Genomic DNA, 17498 nt, shown 5'->3' on the forward strand with positions numbered 1-17498 from the left:
TGGCGAAGAGGCCACACCCGTTCCCATGCCGAACACGGAAGTTAAGCTCTTCAGCGCCGATGGTAGTTGGGGGTTTCCCCCTGTGAGAGTAGGACGTTGCCAGGTAAAGAGTAAAAAGATCAGTAGATATACTGGTCTTTTTTTGGTGTTTCTGCAGTGCTTAATTCCCAAGCTGTCTGTTCTATTAGATCGTTGAGTATGTAAATTTACGTTTGTATATGTACGAATTAAGAGAAGCAAAGGTTTTTCGGAACTCCGTTGCTTTGACTGCGGGAGTGTCAGCTAAGTGTTTTAGCTAATCGTAGATCACTTAAAATGAAAATAGATTGATAGAAGTAGTTCAATAACTCTTGATAAAGAAACGAAAACAAAGAGCCTATTTTGAAAAACATGAATCGGCGGTTGCTCAATATCTCTGCTTGTGTAAAATCTTATTTTACTCCCGTTGCAAGCTGCATGGACAGACGAATTGGCAGTGCAGGATTAGCAAACTGATTAACATCTCCCACAAAAAACAAATCCTTCTGTGGGTAGTAAAATGCAAAAGAGCCAGTTGACCCGGAGTGTCCCAGCAAGTCTCCCTTTTCCATAAACGGCATTAGTAAGCCGCCAAGGGCAATTCTCATAAATCCTCCTCCATAGCAAATAGGTCCCATTGTGATTTGGAGTTTCTTATAATAGGTGAGTGCATCAAAAATTTCTTTATTAAACAACTTACCGCCATAAAATGCTTTAATAAATATCATCATTTCCCGTGCTGTAGTGACAGCACCACCACTTGCACGACAACTACAAATAAACTTAGGTCGCTTCAATACTTGATCCTTGTAGTATATATTTGGTACAAAATCTTCTTCACTTTGTGGCAGGTAGGTATGTTCCAGTCGTAATGGTATAAAAATCAATTGTTGGTAAGCTTCAGCCAATGTTGTGCCATTTACCTTTTCAATAATTTCGCCAAGTAGATCAAAGTTGATGTCAGAATAATAGGCCTTACCTTTCGTACGTGGAGCAAAATGTGGTTTTAATTCCTTTGTCCAATGCAAAAGTTCACCAAAGGAAAAGGGGAAATCTTGGTTAATTACTTTCCTTTTCGTGGAGTTTTTTTTCTCCTCAAATTTATCAGGTAATCCGCTAACTTGAAATAACAAGTCGGATATGAATAGTTCAAATGAATATTCCTTTGACTTATAGATATGAAGCCCGCTTAGAGTGTCTTTATCTATAAATTCAGATATTTTATTGTTCAAAGACAGTTTTCCCTGCTCTTGCAAAATCAAAATACAAGCAGTGGTAAACAGCTTTGTAATGCTCGCCATCAATAATGATGAATCGATTTCCTTACCACCATAGCCTTTACACCAAGAAAAGTCACCATTTGTATCTTCGATGTAAACAATTCCTTCGTGGATGAGTTTTGAATTCATAGTTTTATTAAAAATTTTTTCAAATTTCGGAGCTTTATTAATATCCATAACGTCTCCTTTCGGAATACCGCTTACGATAAGTGAAAAAAAGACACTGCTATTAATCAGTCTCTGTCATAGTAAAGATGTAGTAAAAAGTGCAGAATCCATAATCCATAATCCATAATCCATATTATTCTTAAAATGTTAATAATATCCGTACTTAAACAAATCTGCGCCCTCTGTATAAACTAAATAAAGAAATCCAGTAGATCAATACAGGAATTTTTATTGAAATTTACCATAAATTATTAATCTTTATTTTAACTCCACGATACACTCTAGAAATAAACCCCTAAAAAAAGGAAAAAAATAATAATCAGTACCTTGCATTATTCACTAGTGAGTGTTACGGTATAATTGAAATTGGTAAAAACAACCCTTTTGGTCCACTAGTAAACAATACACAGTAGTGATCAACATATAGTAGGAGATGACCGAAAATGAATGTTCAGTTTAAAAAGGGAGTACTAGAGCTTTGTGTGCTAGTATTGATCTCTAAAAAAGACCAATATGGATATGAGTTAGCTCAAAATATTTCTAAACGAATCGATGTAGCTGAAGGGACGTTATATCCATTGCTGCGAAGGTTAACAAAAGAAGACTACTTCACAACATATTTAGTTGAATCAACAGAGGGACCATCGCGGAAGTACTATAAACTCACAGAAAGGGGAAGGGAGTATATGCTGGAATTGGTGGAAGAATGGAAGCAATTTAGCTGTGGTGTCAATGAATTGATTGGGGAGGGAACGGATCATGGATAAGCAGGGATTTCTAAATGAACTATCAAGTCAGCTTAATACTGTACCTGAACATGACCGCACTGATATGCTTTATGATTTTGAGGAGCATTTTGAATTAGCGATGGAAAGTGGAAAAACAGAGGCAGAAATTGCTGAAAGTTTAGGTAATCCAAAGCTAATTGCTAAGGATTTGTTAGCTGAGTATTTGGTTTCTCAAGCTGAAAGTGATCAATCAGTTAAAAGTATGTTCCATGCTGTCCTTGCGACAATTAGTTTAAGTTTTTTTAATCTTATTTTTTTGTTAGGACCAATTGTAGCGATCATCGGAGTTTATCTTTCATTATCTGCTACAGCTATAGTACTAACTCTCTCTCCAATCGGTTTGATTGCTTCTCTGCTTTTTGAAGGACCAAGTAACTTTTTAATAAAATTTTTTATGGCTATAATCTTTTGTAGTTTGGGTGTGTTAATGAGTATCGGAATGATTTATGTTGGAAAGTTTTTATATCAAATGATCTTAAAATATGTGAAATTTAATATTCGTATTGTAAAGGGGAGAGCTGGGAAATGAAGAAGGTCGCATTAGGAGCGCTTCTTGTACTTATTATTGGTATTATTGGATTATTTACAGTAAGTGGTGGTGCATTTTCTTTCGGTAATAATGTCCAGATAAATGAACGAGAAATAATTCCATCAAAGAATATTAAAGAAATGAAAGTTAATGTCGATGTTGGAGAAATTCAAATTAAGGAAAGCAAAAATGACGATATTACTATTCATTTTCATGGAAATGTGCCAAAAAAGGTAAAGGAGCAACTAACATTTAAGGTAGAAGAACATTCTACAAGTGTTGAGGTTGTTGTAAGCCAATCAAATAAATTCTTCATGCAAATTCCTTTTATCAATTCAGATATTAGCAGTGAACGGACTTTAGATGTAAGCCTACCAAAGAACTTGCTAGATAAGCTTGAAGTAAAGGCAGATGTAGGTGATATTCATATTGATCATATCAATTCACCTGGATTAACTGCACATAGTGACGTTGGCGATATTTATGTGAATCAATTTAAAGGTGTAGGAACGTTTGTATCGAACGTTGGTGATATTGAGTTAGAAAAAATCAGTGGGAAAATTAATTCGCAAACAGATACAGGAGAAATTGACATCAGTTTAGAGGAAATGACAGATGACATTGAGTTATCATCAGATGTAGGTGATATTACTGTTAAATTTGTAAATGAGCCTGAAAATATAGTGTTCGATTTAAGTAGCGATATTGGAGATGTTTCAATAAATGGATTTAAAGGCTTTGAAAATAGGACTACTGGCAGTATCATCACTCAACTTGGGAGTGGTGGATCTTTACTAGAAGTGAAAACAGATATTGGTGAAATTACCGTCGGAAAATAGTAGACAAAGAGAGATAGCCTTATAGCTATCTCTCTTTGTCTACTAGTGAAGTTCAAACGATCGTAGTGCCAAAAATCAAAAAAAGGTGACTGCTCTACGCAATAAAGTAGAGAGTCACCTTTAGTGAAATCGATTCCTTATAAACTAGGTTTCGACTCCGTTAATGGTATTGATGTAGTTTCTTTTCGATTCAATACCAATTTATAACATACAATAACAATGATCATAAACGCAGATGTTATGAAATATAGCGTACTGTATCCAAGGTGTGTAGCGACGATGCCTAAGACATATGAGCCGAGCGCAAGTCCTGAATCAAAGAATGTAAAGAATGTAGCTGTAGCATGCCCGCTCCTATGACGATCAGTAGCTTGAACAGCAAGTGTTTGTAAAGAAGGGACGACGGTTCCATAACCAAGCCCGATAAATGCCCCTGATAAAAGAAGCATAAATGAAGATTCTGTAATACTTAATAAAAATAGTCCAATCAAAAATAGAACAAGTGCTGGATAGATAATAAAGTGAGGACCCTTCGTATCAAATAAACGTCCACTAAAAGGACGAGCAACGAGCATGACGACTGCAAAAACAACGAAGAAGAAGCTAGCCGCATCTAATAAATTAAGTTCTTGTGCATAAATAGATAAAAACGAAAGGACACTTGAATAAGAAAGAGCAACTAAACTACCAATAATCGCAATAGGTAATGCCTTTTGATCAAGTAGATCTGACAGTTGGATGCGTTTCTTAGCTTTGGTTGCTGTAGAACCTACTTCGTTAATTTTACTTGTAGCGGTAATTAGTAGCCCGACCGAGATTAATAAGGCAAGAACAAGGAATAGTGTTGAAAATGATGTGACTTGGATGAGTGAAAGAGCGATTAGTGGCCCGAAAACAACAGCAAGGTTCGTCGACATCACAAAATAGCCAAGACCTTCTCCACGTCTTTTTAGTGGAATAAGATCTGCAGCAATTGAACCTGTAGCTGTTGTTGCAATACTAAACCACATTCCTTGGAAAAATCGTAATGCAAGTAATAATGAATATTGCTCAACCCATAAGTAAAGGAAAGAACAGAGTGTAAAAAAGATGAGACTAATCATTAACATTCTCTTTTTGCCGTAATCCTCTAACAGCTTTCCTGAAAATGGGCGAACAATGATGGCTGATAAAAGAAAAATCGTCACGATTAAACCGGCATCAAGCTTCGAACGATGAAGCTCATCGACCACATAAATTGGTAAAGACGTTAATAAGCCATAAAAGGCAATAAAAATAAACAGGTTACTTAATGAAATATTAATAAAACTTTTGGTCCAAATTTGTTGTTTTTCTTCTTGATTCATTCGGACTTATTCCTCCCTTTTTGCCGTTTATATACCAAGTTTCGTTAATAAGTGGAACAAGTTATCTTGTTCTTCGTCTGATAAATGTTCAAGCATCTTCTGTTCAAAAGACTTTACATCTTTTTCAATCACTGGAAAGTTTTCAATCGCTTTATCTGTAAGCGAAACAAGGCGTTCGCGTTTATCGCTACCATGTGTCCGTTTCACCCAACCACCTTCTTCAAGTTTCACAAGCGTACGTGTAACAGTTGGCGCTTCTACTACTAAATAACGCCAAATCTCGCTCTGTGTCATGGACCCATTGATTTTTAAGCAATACAGAATTGACCATTGAGAACTATATAACTCGTGCCGTTGCAATTGTTCATTCATTTCTTTGGACATTGAACGGGTTTTCCTGTAAAGCATATGAAATAGCTTGTTTGTGTTTTCCATTATCATTCACCTCTTATTATTTACCTAGGTAAATAATTACTAAACCAACTATAACATAAAGTAGAAGTTTGTAAAGTCATTAAAGCTTTAATATAGAAACTTTAAATTCCCCCAAAAGTAATCTCCTATTTTATGACCTTCAGTTAAAAAATCTTTTTATTACATTTATGAAAAAAAAAGACCCTTGGCACTGAGTTGTGAACCAAGGGTGAATAAATAAATGGAAGTAATAAAATTAAATCTTCATAGCATCACTTTTTAAATTCCACGTTTTCTTCCAAGAATAGTTTGCAACTAACAAGATAACAAAGGCTAGTAACGCGATGACAGTAAAGATGATAAAGCCAGTTGCGTATGAACCAGTTAGTTCTTTTACTGTGCCTAATACAGTCGGTAAAAAGAATCCTCCGATTCCTCCTGCGGCACCAACTATTCCTGTAACCATCCCAATTTCCTTTTGGAAGCGTTGTGGGACTAACTGAAATACTGCACCATTTCCCATACCTAAGCACATCATACCGACAAATAGTAAAACAATAATGGCTAATAAAGATGGTAACTGACTAACCCCAAGCATACATGCGGCAACGATGAGAAATAATACAGTTAAAACCTTCACACCGCCAACTCGGTCAGAAATAATGCCTCCAACTGGTCGGAAAAAGCTACCTGCTGCTACACATAGCGTGACAAAATCTCCAGCTTGAACATTCGATAATTGATATTCATCAACAAAAAACATGCTTAAAAAGTTTGTTAATCCGACAAATCCCCCGAAAGTCACACTATAAAGTAAACAGAAGAACCATGTATCTCGATAAGCAAATACTTTGAAGTAATTTTTTAGCGGTTGTGGTGCTGGTTGTGTTGGTGCATCCTTTGCTAAAAAGATAAAAATCGCGAACGTAATCAAGAGTGGGATTAGAGCAATTCCCATTGTTGTGTGCCATCCTAAATTTTCAGCGATACGGGGACCAAATAATGTTGCAAATAACGTACCGCTGTTTCCTGCACCAGCAATCCCCATAGCTAAACCTTGCAGGTGAGGAGGATACCATCTACTCGCCATTGGTAAGGCAACGGAAAAGCTTGCACCAGCAACCCCTAATAAGATTCCGATCATATATAGCTCCGGTAGTGTATTTCCAGCAAAGAAGCCCCATAGCAATGGGATTGTTGTGATACACATCCCTAATATAGCAGTTTTCTTAGGACCAATTCGATCTGTTAACACACCTAATACAATTCGGAAAATAGAGCCGGCTAAGATTGGTATCGCAACAATTAACCCTTTTTGAGATGGAGATAATCCAAAATCCTGAGTGATGAAAACACCAAGAGCCCCAAGCATAACCCAAATCATAAAGCTTACATCAAAATACAAAAAGGAAGAAAAGAGTGTCTTCGGGTGACCGCTCGCTTTTAGTTCAGATAATTTCATTTCATAAACTCCTTTCACTGTGTTCAGCAATTAATTTTTAAAGTTTTTCAATATGGAGTCATTATAAGCCGAGGATTTTGGTTAGAAAAGCTACCTGTCAGAAAATATAACATAGAATTATTTTTTAGTAGTGTGAAAATATTAGATAAAGAGTTCTTAGCTGGAAAATGATAATGTTTGAATTAACCCAATCAAAACCCGTAAAATTGAGAAAATAACAAAATTTCATGTTAGGAAATCTAACAGTAATAACCATTAGATAAGAAATATATGAAATAATGAGATTATTGAATAGATCAGACCATTAATGCTGGAGGGTTAAGATGAAGAAAAAATTGGCAGTGATCGGAAATGGAATGGCGGGTGTACGCAGCGTTGAGGAGATTTTAAAACAAAATTCTCAAGCGTTTGACATTTCGATAATAGGAAGTGAGCCCCACCTTAACTATAATCGGATATTATTATCTTCTGTCTTGCAAGGAGAGGTTTCATTTCAAGATATAACGATTAATCCATTAGAGTGGTATGAAGAGAATCGGATTGAGCTCTATCCTGGTGAAACAGCTGTAAAGATTGATTCAAATAAAAAAGAGATCGTAACTGATAAAAAGCGTACAATCTCTTATGACAAGTTGATTTTAGCAACTGGCTCCACACCATTTATTCTCCCAATTCAGGGAATTGATAAAGAGGGAGTTGTTACATTTCGAACAATTGAGGATTGTAAGAGCATTATTGAAACCTCAAAACAGTATAAAAAAGCCGTTGTGATCGGCGGTGGGGTATTAGGGTTAGAGGCAGCTAGAGGATTATTAAATCTAGGATTAGAAGTAAAGGTCATACACAATCAAGAGTATTTGATGGAGCGTCAACTTGATTTAACTGCATCAAGAATGCTTCAAAAGGAGCTAGAGCAACAAGGGATTGAATTTCTTTTAAGTAAAGTGACAAAGGAAATTGTTGGAGATCATAGAGTGGAAAAAATCGAGTTTATAGATGGAACATCTGTAGAGACTGATTTGGTGGTCATGTCTGTTGGTGTAAGACCAAATATAGAACTGGCTAAGGAAAGTGACATTTTGACCAATCGTGGAATTGTCGTTAATGACTTTTTAGAGACAAATAAATCTGACATTTATGCTGTTGGTGAGTGTGTAGAACATAATGGTATGGTTTATGGTTTAGTCAAACCATTGTATGAACAAGGTCAAGTTCTGGCAAAGCATATTTGTGGGATTGCCGAAGAGGGATATAAGGGCTCTGTCTTATCAACAAGCTTAAAAGTACCTGGGGTTGATCTTTTTTCAGTCGGTGAATTTGGTGAAGACGAAACGACTAAGACGTTAAAAATGTTCAATGAAATGGACGGAGTGTACAAAAACATTGTCATCCGTGGAGATATCATTGTTGGTGCTGTGTTATACGGAGATACAACGGATCAATCAAAACTATTAGATATGATTCTGAAAAGGAAGCATACTAGTGATGAAGAGAAACGAATGCTCCTCCAATCCAAAGATAAGGATGCAGGCGTCATTAAATCTATGAAACTAAGTGAAATTATTTGTAATTGTAATGGGGTTTCAAAGGGGGCAATTATTGAGGCTGTTCAGCAGAAGGAATTAACAACCGTTGATCAGGTGAAACAATGTACTAAAGCTTCTAGCTCCTGCGGAGGATGTAAATCAGTTGTCGCAGACTTACTCGCATATATTCATAGTGATGAATGTGATGAGGTTATTCAAAAGAAGTCTTTATGTGCTTGTACAACGTTAACAGAGGATGAAGTTGTTTTACAAATACAACAAAGAAACCTTTCCTCGTTGCAAGACGTATTTGTAGAGCTTAATTGGAATACGAAAGAAGGTTGTTCAAGCTGTGTCCCTGCCCTCAATTATTATTTAGCAATGATCTATCCAAAATATGAAGGGAAGAATGAGCCGTTTTTTGTCAATGAAAATATGAAGGCTCAGCTTCAAAAAGACGGTACGTATTCGATCACTCCACAAATGTACGGAGGGGTGACGAACGTAGCAGAACTTCAAAAGATTTCGAGTATCATGGAAAAATATAAAATAACCGATGTTGGGATAACACCCGAACAAAGGATCCAATTAATAGGGATAAAAAAGGAAGATCTCCATGCTGTTTATTCAGAATTAAATATGCATTTACGCCCAGCGCATAAAAACAACATCCGGCTTGTTAACGCTAGTTTTGGTGACCAAGAATGCCGGTGCAGTAAGGGAAATGCCCTACATTTAGCGGTCGAATTGGAAAAGGAAATGGAATATTTATTAACTCCTCATAGAGTTGTATTAGGTATAGCAACTTGCAAGCATAGTGAAGTAGATATGATAACAAAGGATATTAGTGTGATTGGAATCAACAGAGGTTGGGAAATTTATGTTGGTGGAAGCATTAGCCCTCATATCAGACAAGGTGAACTATTTACTGTGGCTAGTAATAGTCAAGAAGCGAAAGAATTAATTTGTGGATTCGTTCAATATTACCGAGAAACAGCTAATTACCTTGAGCAAATATGTGATTGGACTGGGAGAGTGGGCCTGATCCATATAAGAGAAGTATTGTTTGAAGATGTGCTAAGAAAACAATTAATTGAACGTCTTGAAGCAGAAATGCTTCCGTATGTGGGGAAGCCTGTATAGAGTGAGACTTTTATCAGTGGGGGGTTCTTTATCCTCCGCTTAACTTTCTTCTTCTCGAAGATTTGAAGTTGAGGTTTACTGCCTGTTAAACTGCGATAAAACTAGATTAAAAGAATAAAGGATGATGTGCCTTGACCGAGTTATTATTAAAATATTTCCGGACAAAGCAACAGGAAGTTCAATCGGAAAAAGTTTACGATACGCAATGTCCGTTTTGCAGTATGCAATGTAAGATGCAATTAATAGAACAATCGATCGTTTCAAGAAAAAAGTATACGACGATAGGGAAAGACAATCCTACATCTGAAGGTAGATTGTGTATTAAAGGAATGAATGCCCATCAACATTCCTTTCATCAAGATCGAGTAAAATATCCTCTACTAAAAGTGAACGGAGAATTTGTTCGAATTTCGTGGGAGGAAGCATTGGAGCATATTAAAAACCAATTTACTGAAATCCAAGCGGCTGATGGATTGGATGCTTTATCTGTGTATGGAAGTGCTTCAATCACAAATGAAGAAGCATACTTACTTGGTAAATTTGCTCGAGTGGCCTTAAAAACACGTTTTATCGATTATAATGGTCGATTATGCATGTCTGCTGCTGCAACTGCAGCGAATCAAACCTTTGGAATGGACCGTGGCTTAACAAATGCATTAACAGAAGTTCCGTTTACGCGTGTGATTATTTTAGCTGGAACGAATATCGCAGAATGTCAACCGACGATTATGCCTTATTTTGAAAAGGCAAAAGAAAATGGTGCTTATATTATCGTGATTGATCCGCGTGAAACGGCTACAGCTAAAATTGCTGATTTACATCTTAAGGTTAAACCTGGAATGGATGCTGCGCTAGCAAATGGATTATTAAAGGTAATCATTGAAGAAGAATTACTTGATGAGCAATTTATTGAAGAAAGAGCGACAGGATTTGAGGAAGTAAGGGAATATGTAAGTTCACTATCTTTACATGATCTTGCTGAAATGACAGGAGTTCCGATTGAGCAAATAAAGACAGCTGCGATCAAATTTGCAAGCGAAGAATCTGGAATGCTTTTTACAGCAAGAGGTGTAGAACAGCAAACTGATGGGACAGCTGCTGTAAGGAATTTGCTGAACATTCTAATCGCTACAGGAAAAATAGGAAAGCCATACTCCGGCTATGGAGCGATTACAGGACAGGGAAATGGGCAGGGAGCACGCGAGCATGGGCAAAAAGCTGATCAACTGCCAGGTTATCGTTCAATCGAAAATGAAGAGCATCGAGCCTACATCGCAAAGGTTTGGGGTATTAACAAAGATGAACTTCCTAGAAAAGGTGTTTCAGCATTTGAAATGTTGAAAAAAATTGATGAAGGCGAAATCAAAGGGATGCTCCTGTTGTGCTCAAATCCAGTAGTATCTAACCCAAATGCAAATTTTGTAAAGGTTGCATTAAAAAAGTTAAAGTTTCTAGTTGCGGTTGACCTATTTGTCTCTGAGACGGCAAAATTAGCGGACCTTATTTTACCAGCCTCATCCTATTTAGAAGATGAAGGAACAATGACTAACCTTGAAGGTAGAGTAACACTTCGGGAAGCGAGTCGACCTTGTCCTGGTGAAGTGAAGCATGACTGGCAAATTATTTGCGAGATTGCAAAAGTACTAGGGAAAGAAAAGTATTTTTCATATACAAAAGCAGAGGACATCTTTAATGAATTAAGAATAGCTAGTCGTGGTGGGATCGCAGACTATTACGGAATTACGTATGAACGAATAAGACAAGAACAAGGAATTCTCTGGCCTTGTCCTGAAGTTGAGCACAAAGGAACAGAGCGAATATTTGAAGAGTCCTTTGCACACCCAGATGGTAAAGCGAAAATGATTGCTGTCAAAAACATTCCTGATGTTCCAAAGGAAAAACCGAGTAAAGAATACCCGTTATATTTAACAACAGGCAGAGTGATGTCACACTATTTAACAGGGGAACAAACAAGAAAAAGTGCTGCCTTAGCAGCGAGAAACTTCGAATCATATCTGGAAATCCATCCAGAGACAGCGAGGAAGTATAACATCGATAATAATCGCTTAGTTGCTGTTGTGTCAAAACGAGGTAGGATTGTAGTTAGAAGTAGGTGGTCAGAGAAAATTAGACAAGACACCGTTTTTGTTCCGTTTCATTGGGCAGATAGTCAGAATGTAAACAAGCTTATCGGTGAAGAACTTGATCCATCCTGTAAAATGCCAGGATTTAAAGTGAGTGCCGTTAATGTAACACCTGTATGACCAAAGTTAAAAAATATATAAGGAATTTTTAGGGGTGCGAATCAATCGTACCTCTTTTTCTTTTTAGCAGATAAGAAAGTATAAGTTTTTTACTTAGAATGGGTGTCTTGTTCTAGCGCCTAGTCACAAATGAATTGAAGGTAAAGAACACCTTCTATTCATTGCCTAAAGCTGATCAAGGTGCTTGCACTTTTTTTAATAAGCCCTCAGCCCTTCAGTTTACTAGGTTTCCCATTGTCATAAAATAAAACAATGTTAGAAAATCTAACATGTATGTAAAGTATTTTATTTTAACGTGATATAGTAAAAGAAACTTTCTTAGGGGAGGAAAAAACAGGTGGAAAAAAAGAAACTTGTGCTTATAGGGAACGGAATGGCTGGAGTTAGAGCAATCGAAGAAATTTTAAAGGTTTCAGAGGATTTATTTGAGATAACAATTTTTGGGAGTGAACCACATCCTAATTATAATAGAATTCTATTATCAAAAGTATTACAAGGTGATACCGCGGTAAAAGATATTACATTAAATGACTGGGAATGGTATGAAGAAAATAATATTACTCTTTATACGGGAGAAACGGTAACAGAAATTAATTCTAACAAGATGGTCGTAGTATCTGATAATGGAAGAATTGTACCGTATGATGAATTGATTATAGCTACAGGTTCTGTACCTTTTATCCTTCCACTGCCTGGTGCTGATAAGCAGGGCGTAACTGCATTTCGTGATATTAAGGATACAGACGTGATGCTAGAAGCGTCAAAAAAATATAAAAAAGCAGCTGTTATTGGTGGCGGTTTGCTCGGTTTAGAAGCAGCACGTGGCCTATTAAATTTAGGAATGGAAGTCTCTGTTGTCCATATTGCCCCGACTTTAATGGAACGCCAGCTTGATGAAACAGCAGGTAAGCTTTTGCAAAAGGAATTAGAAAATCAAGGAATGAAATTTCTACTTGAAAAGAGCACAGATGAAATTTATGGGACAGAACGAGTTGAAGGATTGAGGTTTAAGGATGGGACACAGCTTGAAGCGGATTTAGTTGTTATGGCCGTTGGGATTAAGCCGAATATTGCGTTAGCAAAAGAAAGTGGATTATCCGTAAACAGAGGAATCATCGTAAATGACTTTTTACAAACAGATTTTCCACATGTGTACTCTGTAGGTGAGTGTGCAGAACATAATGGCATCCCATATGGTCTTGTAGCCCCGTTATATGAACAGGCAAAAGTATTAGCTAAACACATTTGTGGTCAAGAAACGGCACCTTATAAAGGTTCGGTATTATCTACTCAATTAAAAGTATCTGGCGTTGAAGTATTCTCAGCAGGTGACTTTACTGAGGATGAAGAGAAAAAGGCTATAAAAATATTTGATGAACAAGATGGAGTTTATAAAAAGATTGTTTTAAAAGGAAATAAAATTGTCGGCGCTGTTTTATTTGGTGACAGTAAAGAAGGAAATCGACTGTTTGCAATGATCAAAAAACAAGCAGATATTTCGGATACAGAAAAGATTAGTATTTTACAGCCGATAGGTGAAGTTGCAGGAGAGAGTTTAGTTGCTTCTATGAGTGCCGATGAAATTATTTGTGGATGTAATGGGGTTTCAAAAGGTACGATTGTTCAAGCGATTCAGGAAAACGGCTGTTCATCTGTAGACGAAATTAAAGCATGTACGAGTGCTTCTCGTTCATGTGGAGGCTGTAAATCATTAGTTGCAGATGTTCTGCAGCATACTCTTGGATCTGAATTTGATGCTTCTGCTCAAAAGGAAGCTATTTGTGGATGTACGACATTATCAAGAGATGAAGTCGTAGAAGCAATTAAAGAGAAAGGTTTAACACATACAAGAGAAGTCATGAATGTACTTGGCTGGGAGTCTGAGGAAGGCTGTTCAAAATGTCGTCCAGCTCTTAACTATTATTTAGGAATGGTGAAGCCAACAGAATATGAAGATGAGAGAGAGTCACGCTTTGTGAATGAGCGTATGCATGCAAATATACAAAAGGATGGAACATACTCAGTTGTTCCAAGAATGTACGGTGGTGTAACAAATGCAAAGGATTTGCGTCGTATAGCAGATGTTGTTGATAAATATGAGATACCATTGGTGAAAGTAACTGGTGGACAACGTATTGATCTGTTTGGCGTAAATAAAGATGATTTACCAAAGGTATGGAAGGAATTAGATATGCCTTCAGGTTATGCGTACGGGAAATCACTGCGTACTGTCAAAACATGTGTCGGTGAACAATTCTGTCGCTTTGGAACACAGGATTCAATGGGTCTAGGTATTGAACTTGAAAAGAAATTTGAAGGATTACAAACTCCTCACAAAGTAAAAATGGCCGTATCAGCCTGCCCAAGAAGTTGTGCAGAATCAGGCTTCAAAGATATTGGTTTTATCGGTATTGATGGTGGTTGGGAAATCTATATAGGCGGAAATGGTGGTACCCATGTACGTGGAGGCGATTTATTATACAAAGTAAAAACTGACCAAGAAGCAATGGAAATTACCGGTGCTTACCTGCAATATTACCGCGAAACAGCAAACTATTTAGAACGTACATCCGCATGGGTAGATCGTGTTGGTTTGGCTCATGTCCAAGAAGTACTTGATGACAAAAACAAGCGCAAAGAGTTAAATGCTCGCATTGATGAGGCGTTATCTGTTTATAAGGATCCTTGGAAAGAGATTATCGAGAGCGAGAAAACAACGAAAGAACTATTTGAAACGGTTGGCTTGTCTTAATTGGTTGAACCTTTTCGTAAAATCAGAATTCTTCCAGGTATACACTGAAATAACAGAAAATTTCGTCAAGGAGTGGTATGGGCATGAAGAAAGTAACAAAAACAAAGGTGTACGTCGGTTCGTTATTGGAATTACCAGAACGAGTTGGAAAAACCGTTCATTTAGAAAAGGATAAAGAAGTTGCGGTGTTTAAACTTTCTAGTGGTAAAGTGAAAGCTGTGGAAAATAAATGTCCTCATAAAGGCGGAGTCTTGAGTGAAGGAATTGTTAGTGGAGAACATGTATTTTGTCCAATGCATGACTGGAAAATTTGCCTTGAGGACGGTAAGGTTCAAGAACCAGACTTTGGTTGTGTCAAAACGTATGAAACGCTTGTTGAAGAAGGAGAGGTATTTCTTTTACTTTGAAGAAGAAACAAAAAATCCAACAGTAAGGCAGCATAAAATTGCTATTTAAGTGGAGAGAGTATGCCTTCCCTTACTTAAAACGTTTAATATAGAAGTTAAGGGAGGATGGGGAAGATGAGAAAAGGTAAGGTTTATTTAGTTGGGGCGGGTCCAGGAGATCATGAGTTAATCACTGTGAAAGGGTTAGAATCCATTCGGAAAGCGGATGTTATCCTTTATGACCGTTTAGTTAACCCAAGACTTCTTGAATACGCTAAAGCACACTGTGAATTGATTTATTGTGGCAAACTACCTACCCGCCACTTTATGAGGCAAGAGGAAATAAATCGTACGCTACTTGAAAAGGCATTGGCAGGTTTTACTGTCGTTCGACTAAAAGGTGGAGATCCGAGCGTTTTTGGGAGAGTTGGTGAAGAAGCCGAAGTTCTTGCTGATCACAATGTGGCATACGAAATAGTCCCGGGAATTACTTCAGGCATCGCTGCACCTCTTTATGCAGGAATTCCTGTCACACATCGAGACTATGCGGGTTCTTTTGCGATGGTGACAGCACATGATAAATCAAAGGATGGCAAACCTGATATCGATTGGGAAGGGCTTGTTAGAGGAGTTCAAACAATTGCATTTTATATGGGGGTTTCAAACCTAAATCATATTTGTGAAAATCTAATTCTGCACGGGAAATCCCCGGATACTCCTGTCATCGTTATCAGATGGGGTACCTGGAGCAGACAGAAAAGTGTCGTAGGAACACTTTCTTCGATTGTTCAAAAAGTACAAGATGAAAACATTGAAAATCCGGCAATTACGTTAGTTGGTGATATTGTTGCGACGAGAGATAAAATAAAATGGTTTGAGAAAAAGCCGTTATTTGGCCAACAAATGATTCTTGCTCGAGGAAGTGCTGAAGAAGAAAGTATGGTCGATCAGTTAATAGACCAAGGGGCTGATGTAATTGAATTCCCTAAGTGGAAAATAAGTGAAGGTTCTTTAGATGTAAAGGTTCGAAATAAGCTTGCGATGTACAAGAGAATATTGTTTACGACAACAGAAGCTGTTACGCACTTTTTTAATCTGTTAAAGAAATACCAAATCGACATTCGCCAATTACAGGCAAAGATTTATTGTTTAAAGCCAGCTTCAATCATTGCCCTAGAGGATAGAGGGTTGATGACTAGTTTAGCTGATGACATGGATGCGGAAGGCAGCTTGTTAATTGTAGGTACTAAACTAAAAAGTGAACAACGCTGGAAGCTTGACTATAAATATGGGGAACATGATTATGCAGATGTTTACCAGTCATCGATTGATGAAAGATTTGACGTGGCGATTAAAAGATCAATTGAAGATGCTTCAATCACATCAGTGCTTTTTTCGACGAGTGATTCAGTTCACACGTTTATGAGAGAAGCAGAACATTATGGTTTGTCTATACGCACTTTAGACCCAACGATCAACATTATTTGCTTAACGAAACAGGTCTGGCAAACAGCGGCTAATTATGGTCTGAAATCTAAAATGTTAGTTGAAAGTAGCGACTACGTAGACTTCTCTTCACTAGATCGCTCTCGTTTATTTGTAGCAACAACAATAGGTTAAAAAGGCTGAATCAATAGGGTGTCCTTACTTTAAGGAGCAAACCATATTGATTCAGCCTTTTTGCTTTTAGGAAGATAGGTAAATCAGCTCTCAATCACAGAACATGCAAGTTTCGTTACATATATATAGTAAGTTCTTAACGAGGTATAATGAGAGTAGGGGAGTAGAATTACTAATTTCTGTATAGTTAATACTCGATTTCTTCATAATCCTTAGGCTGAGGAAGTGGTTGCTCAGGAAGTGTTACTTTGTATTCTGAAAGCGCCTCTGATTTTCTTCTGTATACTTTTCCTTTGTGTGAATTTTCCACATTTTTGTCATTACTCGTTTTGTCCATGTTTGCCATCTCCTTTTATGTGGTATTAGTTTTTAGTCTAACCATTATGAGTCGTAACATGAATAATAACGGGGATATTTTACTTGTTAAAAATTCACACATCTAGAGACTTATTGAGGTTCTGTAATGAGTTGTCTTCTTAAATGTAATAAAATTTATGTACTTATGGATTTTTTATTTTCCTACTGAAACATAATATTGATAAAAAATATAAATTCTTTGTCCAATAGTTGTTGACTTCTTTGAAGAATGGGGTTATTATAGAAATTCCCCACTGAGAGATACAAAAAAATCTCAAAAGGGGTTGACGAAAGTATTGTAACCTGATATAGTTATTTCTTGTCAGCTTATTGCGAAAAAATTATTTCAAAATAAGTTATTGACAATTTAGAGACGAAATGATATATTATTATCCTGTCTTTTAAAAATAGTTCTTTGAAAACTAAACAAAGCAGAAACGTCAACGTTAATTTTAAGTCTTTTTATAAGACGACATTTATATGAGCAAGTCAAACTACTTTATTGGAGAGTTTGATCCTGGCTCAGGACGAACGCTGGCGGCGTGCCTAATACATGCAAGTCGAGCGAATTGATGGGAGCTTGCTCCCTGATATTAGCGGCGGACG

At 37.0% G+C, this 17498-nt stretch carries 13 protein-coding genes and 2 rRNA genes; 10 read left to right on the forward strand and 5 right to left on the reverse strand.

Translation table 11 applies throughout. The features are described from left to right. Positions 1-105: ribosomal RNA gene (gene rrf / locus K9V48_RS23615) — 5S ribosomal RNA — on the forward strand; the annotation flags it as partial. Between the two features lie 326 nt (positions 106-431). Here rrf and K9V48_RS23620 read toward each other — a convergent pair. After that, complete coding sequence (locus tag K9V48_RS23620; protein WP_224141562.1) at positions 432-1475, reverse strand: serine hydrolase domain-containing protein; 1044 nt, start codon at positions 1473-1475, stop codon at positions 432-434. A 434-nt stretch (positions 1476-1909) separates the two neighbouring features. Here K9V48_RS23620 and K9V48_RS23625 point away from each other — a divergent pair, with 434 nt between their 5' ends. From K9V48_RS23625 to K9V48_RS23635, 3 genes are read left to right on the forward strand one after another with little or no spacing between them, the layout of a single operon-like run. After that, positions 1910-2233, forward strand: coding sequence for a PadR family transcriptional regulator (locus K9V48_RS23625; RefSeq protein WP_224141563.1), 324 nt, complete (start codon positions 1910-1912; stop codon positions 2231-2233). Further along, positions 2226-2783: an HAAS signaling domain-containing protein gene (locus K9V48_RS23630; protein WP_224141564.1), complete on the forward strand. Its 558-nt coding sequence runs from the start codon at positions 2226-2228 to the stop codon at positions 2781-2783. The genes K9V48_RS23625 and K9V48_RS23630 overlap by 8 nt, the downstream gene beginning before the upstream one ends. Then, positions 2780-3622 (forward strand): DUF4097 family beta strand repeat-containing protein, encoded by an 843-nt coding sequence (locus tag K9V48_RS23635; protein WP_224141565.1) that lies wholly within the window; start codon positions 2780-2782, stop codon positions 3620-3622. Before K9V48_RS23630 ends, K9V48_RS23635 begins: the two co-directional genes overlap by 4 nt. Positions 3623-3759: 137 nt before the next feature. Here K9V48_RS23635 and K9V48_RS23640 read toward each other — a convergent pair whose 3' ends face one another. The 3 genes from K9V48_RS23640 to K9V48_RS23650 form a co-directional block, all read right to left on the reverse strand. Next, positions 3760-4968 carry an MFS transporter gene (locus K9V48_RS23640; protein ID WP_224141566.1) on the reverse strand — a complete coding sequence of 403 codons (1209 nt, stop codon included), beginning with the start codon at positions 4966-4968 and terminating at the stop codon, positions 3760-3762. Between the two features lie 27 nt (positions 4969-4995). Further along, positions 4996-5403: a MarR family winged helix-turn-helix transcriptional regulator gene (locus tag K9V48_RS23645; protein WP_224141567.1), complete on the reverse strand. Its 408-nt coding sequence runs from the start codon at positions 5401-5403 to the stop codon at positions 4996-4998. A 235-nt stretch (positions 5404-5638) separates the two neighbouring features. Further along, entirely contained in the window at positions 5639-6844 is a 1206-nt protein-coding gene (locus K9V48_RS23650) for an MFS transporter (RefSeq protein WP_224141568.1), read from the reverse strand. Positions 6845-7167: 323 nt separating this feature from the next. Here K9V48_RS23650 and nirB (K9V48_RS23655) point away from each other — a divergent pair, with 323 nt between their 5' ends. From nirB (K9V48_RS23655) to cobA, 5 genes are all read left to right on the forward strand, one after another. Next, complete coding sequence (gene nirB / locus K9V48_RS23655; RefSeq protein WP_224141569.1) at positions 7168-9513, forward strand: nitrite reductase large subunit NirB; 2346 nt, start codon at positions 7168-7170, stop codon at positions 9511-9513. 131 nt (positions 9514-9644) lie between these two features. Continuing rightward, positions 9645-11777: an assimilatory nitrate reductase catalytic subunit NasC gene (gene nasC, locus K9V48_RS23660; protein ID WP_224141570.1), complete on the forward strand. Its 2133-nt coding sequence runs from the start codon at positions 9645-9647 to the stop codon at positions 11775-11777. Positions 11778-12114: 337 nt separating this feature from the next. After that, a complete protein-coding gene (nirB, locus tag K9V48_RS23665) occupies positions 12115-14529 on the forward strand; it encodes a nitrite reductase large subunit NirB (protein WP_224141571.1) in 2415 nt (804 codons plus the stop codon). A 77-nt stretch (positions 14530-14606) separates the two neighbouring features. Continuing rightward, complete coding sequence (gene nirD, locus K9V48_RS23670; RefSeq protein ID WP_410429787.1) at positions 14607-14936, forward strand: nitrite reductase small subunit NirD; 330 nt, start codon at positions 14607-14609, stop codon at positions 14934-14936. A 114-nt stretch (positions 14937-15050) separates the two neighbouring features. Next, the gene (cobA, locus tag K9V48_RS23675) at positions 15051-16535 is read left to right on the forward strand and encodes a uroporphyrinogen-III C-methyltransferase (RefSeq protein WP_224141573.1); all 1485 of its coding nucleotides are present in this window, start codon (positions 15051-15053) and stop codon (positions 16533-16535) included. Between the two features lie 187 nt (positions 16536-16722). Here the strand turns inward: cobA and K9V48_RS23680 are convergent, their stop codons facing one another. Further along, positions 16723-16872, reverse strand: a complete 150-nt coding sequence (locus tag K9V48_RS23680) for a hypothetical protein (RefSeq protein WP_224141574.1) — start codon at positions 16870-16872, stop codon at positions 16723-16725. 519 nt (positions 16873-17391) lie between these two features. Here K9V48_RS23680 and K9V48_RS23685 point away from each other — a divergent pair. Beyond that, a 16S ribosomal RNA gene (locus K9V48_RS23685) occupies positions 17392-17498 on the forward strand; the annotation flags it as partial.

This window comes from Metabacillus rhizolycopersici (assembly GCF_020075705.1).

What these genes read in the sequence shown, in the direction of transcription:
- K9V48_RS23620 (WP_224141562.1), bottom strand. Translation starts at nt 1,475, where the DNA reads ATGGATATTAATAAAGCTCCGAAATTTGAAAAAATTTTTAATAAAACT.
- K9V48_RS23625 (WP_224141563.1), top strand. Translation starts at nt 1,910, where the DNA reads ATGAATGTTCAGTTTAAAAAGGGAGTACTAGAGCTTTGTGTGCTAGTA.
- K9V48_RS23630 (WP_224141564.1), top strand. Translation starts at nt 2,226, where the DNA reads ATGGATAAGCAGGGATTTCTAAATGAACTATCAAGTCAGCTTAATACT.
- K9V48_RS23635 (WP_224141565.1), top strand. Translation starts at nt 2,780, where the DNA reads ATGAAGAAGGTCGCATTAGGAGCGCTTCTTGTACTTATTATTGGTATT.
- K9V48_RS23640 (WP_224141566.1), bottom strand. Translation starts at nt 4,968, where the DNA reads ATGAATCAAGAAGAAAAACAACAAATTTGGACCAAAAGTTTTATTAAT.
- K9V48_RS23645 (WP_224141567.1), bottom strand. Translation starts at nt 5,403, where the DNA reads ATGGAAAACACAAACAAGCTATTTCATATGCTTTACAGGAAAACCCGT.
- K9V48_RS23650 (WP_224141568.1), bottom strand. Translation starts at nt 6,844, where the DNA reads ATGAAATTATCTGAACTAAAAGCGAGCGGTCACCCGAAGACACTCTTT.
- nirB (WP_224141569.1), top strand. Translation starts at nt 7,168, where the DNA reads ATGAAGAAAAAATTGGCAGTGATCGGAAATGGAATGGCGGGTGTACGC.
- nirD (WP_410429787.1), top strand. Translation starts at nt 14,607, where the DNA reads ATGGGCATGAAGAAAGTAACAAAAACAAAGGTGTACGTCGGTTCGTTA.
- cobA (WP_224141573.1), top strand. Translation starts at nt 15,051, where the DNA reads ATGAGAAAAGGTAAGGTTTATTTAGTTGGGGCGGGTCCAGGAGATCAT.
- K9V48_RS23680 (WP_224141574.1), bottom strand. Translation starts at nt 16,872, where the DNA reads ATGGACAAAACGAGTAATGACAAAAATGTGGAAAATTCACACAAAGGA.